The following is a 7,012-nucleotide window of genomic DNA, read 5'->3' as shown; positions in this document are numbered from 1 at the left end:
TTAAAAAACTCCCAAAGTAATTCCCGAATCCGAGGCAGGCGGGCAAAATCAAATAATTCGTAAATAACCTGGTAAGGGTCGGTAATTTCGGCTGCCGTTAATTTTTGTGGGGGGATGCCATTGGGGGATGGTATTGTTAAAGCTTCTTTACACATAACATTCAATTAAGGATGAAGGAAAATATTGAAAGTCATGTAAGTCTAACCGAGTGCAGGAAAACCTGCGGCGCCTGGGTGGCGGGTGAAAAGAAAGAAACGTGGGTTAGTCCTTACCGGTTCTGAGGGCTGCGACACCCTGTGATCACAATAAGAACGCCCACGTTTCTTTAGTTGCGTAAGATACTAAAGTTCACGCAGGCGATTTACCTTATTCCCGTGATCAATGAAGGTCGCAGTTTCAGAACCAGGAATTAAAGCAAATGCGCTTTAATAATTATATGCCTATATAGAAATTGCTCTTTAGGAGCTATTCAGATTGATTAGAATCATTTTTCGGGTAATTGTTACGGAAATAAAGATAGTAAATAATCTTAAATGTGGGCTTAAGCCCACGCATATTTTTATTCTTTTTCTACATCTTTCTGATTCTATACTATGGAATCAAAAAGATATAATAAGGAAATAGTTCAGTTTGGCGAAAATGTTCGCCGGTTAAGGACCGCCAAAGGTCTTACACAGTCGGATTTGGAAGCAGCAACAGGTATTGATCGTGGGGATATTAGCCGGATTGAAAATGGTCGGATGGATATTCAATTTAGCAGTATTATCAAACTTGCGGAAGGATTAGAGATAAACACACAAGAACTTTTTTGTTAGGCAATGTTAGTAGTTCCGACTAAATACCGTTCTGCCCTTATAGCATGCAAAATGATCACTCCATATGAAATTATTTGACAACCCCAGAAAAAAAAATGAACCTAATCCTGAAATAAATAATGAAAAAGAAAAGATCGGTCTTATTGAAAGGCCTAGATTATGCTGTTTTGACCTAGAAGACAAGACGATAGAAGCCCTAAAGAAATCAGGCGCAAATATATTTGCGGGAAGTTTAGGTGCAAAAGTTAAAATTAATAATAGGAGAAATGGTGAGAATCGACTAGTATCATTAAATCATATTTTCCCCAAAAACATTCATGAGTTTGATATTTTCATAATAGATCTTGATAGCTATAAAACAGTTGATTATTCACATGAAGATCAAGGTGAAAAATTAAGAACTGGTAAAAGTTATTCGTCTATAATATCTAGACATCCTGAATCTCTATTTGATCCAAGACCTTTCGCAAGTAATTTCCTCAGAAACGAACTTGATAATATTCAAAATAGAGATTACCTGGTACTTGTTTTTTCGTCTAAAAATTATAATGTCGAATATGAATTGATTGAGGTTACAGAAGGTAGAGCACAAATTAATGGATCCCCAGTATACAGTTTATATTCATTTTGGGAGTATGCATGTGGTGAACCAAGGTATGGAAAAGACCTTTTTGTTGAAGATATAAATGACGATTTCAAAAACTTTTTAATTAAGTATACTAAAGGGTCTGAATTTAATCAAACATTTGAAATCCCTAAAACCTGGCAAAACGGAACCCTTTCACCTGATCAAAGATATCTTTCATTAATTAAAAATCTTAATGGTGAGCTGGTGTCCTATTTTTTTAGCTCCGGCAATCATAATCTTATAATGTTGCCTCAAATAAAAGATAAAAAAGATTTTATTTTAGAATTTCTAGCGAGGATTGGCCCAAATGTTTTCCCTTCATTATTCCCATATTCGACAAATTTTGGTTGGACTGCCGAAAAGGAATACTGGCTTCCTAACCATGCAACTCTTCTAAAAGAAAAAAATGAAATAGAAATAGCTTTTAAAAAGGCGTTAGAAGAATCCGAAAAAAAGATCCAAAAAAACAACACAGCCTTTTCCTTTTTACATAATATTATTATGGAAACGTCAGAAGCTTTAGTTGCTTCGCTAATCAAGTATTTTGAATGGCTAGGATATGAAAGAGTTAAACAATTTGATCATGAAAATCAATCAAAGGTATTAGAAGAAGATATTCAAATTGAAATAGATGAAGGACTTCTTATCGTTGAATGCAAAGGAATCGGTGGCACATCAGCTGATTCAGATTGCAGTCAGATATCAAAAATAAAACATCGTAGAAGTAGAGAGCGAAATAAATTTGATGTATTCGCGCTTTATATTGTTAATCATCAAAGATATCTCCCACCATTATTAAGAAGAAACCCTCCCTTTACAGAACACCAAGTACAGGATGCAATTAATGATCAAAGGGGATTACTTTCAACGTGGCAATTATTCAATTTATATTCTGAAATTGAAAATGGTATAATAACAAAAGAAGAAGCAAGAAGAGCAATTCTTGAATTTGGATTAATAACATTTAAACCAACCAACATAATATTGGTTTATGAACCTACAGAGTTTTTTCTAAATAACACTGTTTGTATAATAAACATTAAAGAAATGGAGATAAACTTAAATGATGAGCTATATATAGAAAAAGACGGCAAATATGAAAAAGCGAAAATCTTGGATATTAAATTAAATAACGAATCGATACAAAAGGCTCGTGATGGTGAGTTTGGTTTGCTTTTAAGTAAAAAAATCTATCCGAAAAGCAAATTATGGAAGAAAATATTTGATAATCGAAGGTTAAGCTAGTGTTTTGTTAACAACTAGGTTAAAAAGAACTTTCCTTAGTGAAGGTTTATTTTGAGCCAATATGTGATAACTACTCTCAGATAGTTAATAGGTGGATGCATCGAATTTGTAAGAACAAGCTACTTAAATGTAAATTCTATCAATAGAATAAAATCCATTTTTTATAAGTTCCAGACTCATCAAAACAGCTATTTGATTGCCTATAGATCGAAATGATAAAAGCGCTAGTTACTTATTTAAAGTAAAGTTCTGTAATAATGAATAAAGATTATATAGAAAAATATAATGAATTCAATAATTATGGTGATAATTCTCCAAATGAAGTTTTGCAAGAACGAGGAAGAGAATTTGAGAGCCTCATAAACGAGATTATGTATTCGGAAGGCGTTCTGTTGAATAAAAGCTATCACACAATCGATAATAAATCTGAACAAATTGATGGAGCGATAGAAATCAATGGAAGAGTTTTTCTTATAGAAGTCAAATGGGTGAATAGTAATATTGCTGCCTCGGAACTTTATAGTTTCATTGGAAAAGTTGAAAATAAATTTCATGGCACATTGGGTGTCTTCATATCCAGGCACAAACTTTCTCAGAATTTCATTAATGCTCTTAATAAAGGAAGAAGACAATCAGTTATAATCATACATGGGGATGATTTAGACGATTTGTTTACTTTAGAGGGGCCTACATTTTCAGAGTACATATCGTATTGTCAAAAAACGCTATCTTATGACAACCGCACACACGTACCTGTGAGGGAATATATTGAGATAAACAACTCTAAAGATACTCTTCCTGGTAAGATTGAACAGTATAATAGAGAGGATATAATTGTTTTTTTAAAGCAGTTTATATTTAATAATGTTATTGTCAATGCTGGAGAAATAATGCTTGAGCTGGATAAAAAGTCTGCAGCTTTTCAGGATAACTTAATAGATTATGTCCTTAGTAATTACCTCAAGCTATATCAGTATGCAATTAAAGAGAAACAGTATTATACTTTATCGAACTTAAGGCAATTCTTGGAGATTGTCACCCCAAGTCAGTCTTATTGTCAAAGCAAAGCTCCTGATTATTATTCAGAAATCTTGCCGAAGCAAATTAAAAGGCTTGAAACCGTTACCGTTCATAATTGGTTCTCTAAATATTACCAGGATTTAGATCTAGCTATTAGATTAGAATTTGAGAAGTTTTTAATTACCACGTTTGACAATGAATTTGGAACTTGGGATACTGAAAATCAATTAACCTATGTTATTGAAGAACTATGGAATAAATTGCAAGCACAAACTAAAGAACAATTAATTAAGTTTTATTTAGACATATTTATAAGTAAAGAAAGGCTGGAAAAATTTGCTCAAAAAGCATTCGCAAGTTGGCTAATAAATGAGAATCAAGTATCAAAAACTATTATGGAAAATTGGCTGTCAGAAAAAATCATAAAGGCGAAAGGAGCATATGAGGGACTTAATCTTGAAGACCTAAGTGTAACGGTTGCAACAACATACAATCGTTTATCTAAGCCGATTGGATTTTATACTGTAAGTGATTGGCTTGCATTTATTCGCCAAAAAGTTTTAGAGTGATACCTTAGAGTCTATCGATTTATTAGTATATTAGTGAACATAAAAGTTCTTCCCCTCATTGCGAACCAAACAGTGAACCACCGTTCCCGTTAGTTGCAAGTGAATGATATACAAATAATTAATTTCTTTGGGAGCGTTCTGTCTGCCCGACAGCTTTAAAGAAAAGGCTTCAAGTTATTGAACTTGAAGCCTTTTTAGTTCGAATCCATTCTGCTTAAATGAGAGAATAAATCGCTTAATCTATTAATAAACAACCACATGTGCAGGTTCGAATCCTGTCGGGGCACCAAACAGGGCAAATCAAAATCTTCTTTGGTTTGTCCTGTTTCATTTTTGATGAAACCCGCGTCCAGCGCGTATATCAGCTCAACGGCCTCATTGATCCTTCAGGTAGTCTTGCACATCGTAAAACAGGGATTCCGAAACAATCCGCTGATGAAGGCCCGGCACATGGCGGACGGGTTCGTCCTTACTCCTATTTCATTCCAGTGGATTTTACGAAGGCTAATGTTTCGTAGCCATGACCGCCATCAAGTCGAAGGAAATAGAGACCTTCCCCTAACCGATGTATATCCATTGTCAACAAGTTCTCTCCCGGCGCCACCGACCAGATTCGTGTGAGTTGCCTGCTGCCGGAGGCGCTGAATAGAGAGACGATCACCGACTCACTTGCCGACGCATGGAATTGCAGTCTCAATTCTCCGCCGACCACAGGATTGGACAGTATCTTCAGCCTCTGTGAAGCCGATATCTTGACCGACCGGATCATACTGTAGTTTTCAGCCCCGTCTTTTAGCACTGCCCGTAACCGGTAGAAATAAGTGCCCTCGCCACGCTCGGACACCACATACGACATCCCTGCCGGCGGCATTACGGTTGTAAGGGGTAGCTGCGCGATTGGGATAAAAGTCGTGCCATCGGTGGAATGATACACATTGAAATAATCGATGGGAAGATCAGGTGCCGTATTCCAATGAAGGGTTACACTGCTGCCCACCGCCGAAGCCGTGAACCCCTGCCACCTGTCGGCAAGAACAAACATCGTCGAGGGAACGGTTATCAGGGTAAAAACCACTCCGTTGGCCAGTGCACTGGTGCCGGAGAAAGAGATGAGGCTGCCGGCGATACCGGACGCCGGCACATAGGTTTGGGTGCCTGTTGTAAAATTTCCATCCCCATCGTTGTCGATAAGGAGGTAATAATTTGTCGCCACCGAGGCGCCGGACAGCGTCAGCCCAGTCATGTCAAAGCTGAGATTGACGGAAGAAACAGCTCCGGTGGTCTGCGCTTTCCAGGTGCGCACCAATCGCTTGGAGCCGATGGCCGCCGCCGGGCCTATGGCTGCCGTGATCGTTTCCTCCGTCAGCGCCGCGGAGTCCGTACCGACCATCAGGAATTGACCATTTGTCAGTGCGGACGAAGTCTTCAGTACAAGGTTGCCCAACCCGTTTTGTCCTGTCCCGTCGCCGCTGCCCGAGTTGACGCTATTGGAACTGGTTTGTACCAGCCCCGATCCATTATCTGTTCCAATGCCAAAAATGTTATGCTGGTATGCAGCCAGGCCTGTCCAGAAAACGGTGCCTGCCGAGGAGGTATAGCTGACGGGAGTGGTCGCGGTTCCAAGCGTAATGCCATACTTAAGGGCTAAGTAGGATTCTACTTTATTTCGAAGCGAAGTCGAATTGGTCGCACTATAGAGGACGATCTCGGCGATGTCGCCATTCATCTTGGAGTCCGAGGAAGATCGGTCGGCAATCTGGGGAATATCGGTCATTGTGGTGGTAAGATACCCCCCTCTGATATTGCCTGTACGGGCATCCAGTCCATTCATGTTTAACACGTTGCCGGTGCCGCTGGCCGTCAGGACGACAGGAACGGTTGAGGCCGGCGGGGTTGCCGATTCATAACCCGCGAAGGCGCCGGCGGCGGGCGACCCGAAACCGGTATACAACTGGCCACCGGAGGCCGACCTGAAAAAATACCGGGCACTAACCCCTCCCCCGCTATTATTGATAGGGGAAAAGAAGGTACCCCGCTCATTCGTCACGGGCCCGGTCCAGCTACCGGCTGCCGAGGCCTCCGACATCGTAATCGACGTATTTCCCAGGAGTCGATAACCGTTTGTTCCTGATCCGGTAAAACGAACCACCGGATTGAAATTAAGTCCGTTGAGAACGACTACGGGCGCCGTTAACCCCGTGCCCGTGGACGTCAGGGAAAAGCTGTTATTGCCCGTCATGTCCGTCCATCCTGTAAGGGTGCCCCCCGAAGATGGGGAAGCTCCACTACCGGCCTTCATCCATAATGTCAGGTTTGAAGCTACCCCGCCGGGACTCTGACAAAAAACCATCCGTCCCCTACATTGCAGGAATACTACCATCAGGCAGAAAATCTTTTTCATAGCCGATTTCAGGGATTGCTGCGACTGCGCTCTTACAGTCCATTTGACAATGCATTTTTGTAAAACGGATTTCATCAGGTAATGGATTTTTGTTATAGGTATCAGATCATAGATGTGTAAAAATGAACAAATGGGGAAAATTGCTTCTTAGTATTACTTGGATAATGATAATTCGTTAATTGTATGTTGTGCCCCACTGGAAATTCCCCGACCAGTGAATTTACTTCCATTACTGTTTAGTTACACTCGTTAGCATTGTCAAATTGTCATCCAGAATTAAATAGCCAATTCATCTATGGAGGTTAATGAATTCTACTAATACCTTTAAATCATG

General features: G+C 39.6%; 4 protein-coding genes. 3 read left to right on the top strand and 1 reads right to left on the bottom strand.

Features of this window, described 5'->3' with window-relative positions:
* The first annotated feature begins 593 nt into the window (after positions 1–593).
* The 3 genes from A3860_RS34595 (at position 594) to A3860_RS34585 (ending at position 4,277) form a co-directional block, all read left to right on the top strand.
* Positions 594–815 (top strand): helix-turn-helix domain-containing protein, encoded by a 222-nt coding sequence (locus tag A3860_RS34595; RefSeq protein ID WP_081155172.1) that lies wholly within the window; start codon positions 594–596, stop codon positions 813–815.
* A 64-nt stretch (positions 816–879) separates the two neighbouring features.
* Positions 880–2,688 (top strand): hypothetical protein, encoded by a 1,809-nt coding sequence (locus tag A3860_RS34590; RefSeq protein WP_081155171.1) that lies wholly within the window; start codon positions 880–882, stop codon positions 2,686–2,688.
* A gap of 257 nt (positions 2,689–2,945) precedes the next feature.
* The gene (locus A3860_RS34585; RefSeq protein WP_081155170.1) at positions 2,946–4,277 is read left to right on the top strand and encodes a restriction endonuclease; all 1,332 of its coding nucleotides are present in this window, start codon (positions 2,946–2,948) and stop codon (positions 4,275–4,277) included.
* A 475-nt stretch (positions 4,278–4,752) separates the two neighbouring features.
* Here A3860_RS34585 and A3860_RS34580 read toward each other — a convergent pair whose 3' ends face one another.
* Positions 4,753–6,753: a T9SS type A sorting domain-containing protein gene (locus A3860_RS34580; protein ID WP_143774415.1), complete on the bottom strand. Its 2,001-nt coding sequence runs from the start codon at positions 6,751–6,753 to the stop codon at positions 4,753–4,755.
* Positions 6,754–7,012 lie beyond the last annotated feature (259 nt).

Source organism: Niastella vici (assembly GCF_002077945.1).
GTDB lineage: Bacteria > Bacteroidota > Bacteroidia > Chitinophagales > Chitinophagaceae > Niastella > Niastella vici.
Note: the sequence above shows the minus strand (reverse complement) of the source record. Positions and strands in the feature narration are given on the sequence as shown.

Coding starts and splice junctions, on each gene's coding strand:
- A3860_RS34580 (WP_143774415.1), bottom strand. CDS start 6,753: ATGAAATCCGTTTTACAAAAATGCATTGTCAAATGGACTGTAAGAGCG.
- A3860_RS34595 (WP_081155172.1), top strand. CDS start 594: ATGGAATCAAAAAGATATAATAAGGAAATAGTTCAGTTTGGCGAAAAT.
- A3860_RS34590 (WP_081155171.1), top strand. CDS start 880: ATGAAATTATTTGACAACCCCAGAAAAAAAAATGAACCTAATCCTGAA.
- A3860_RS34585 (WP_081155170.1), top strand. CDS start 2,946: ATGAATAAAGATTATATAGAAAAATATAATGAATTCAATAATTATGGT.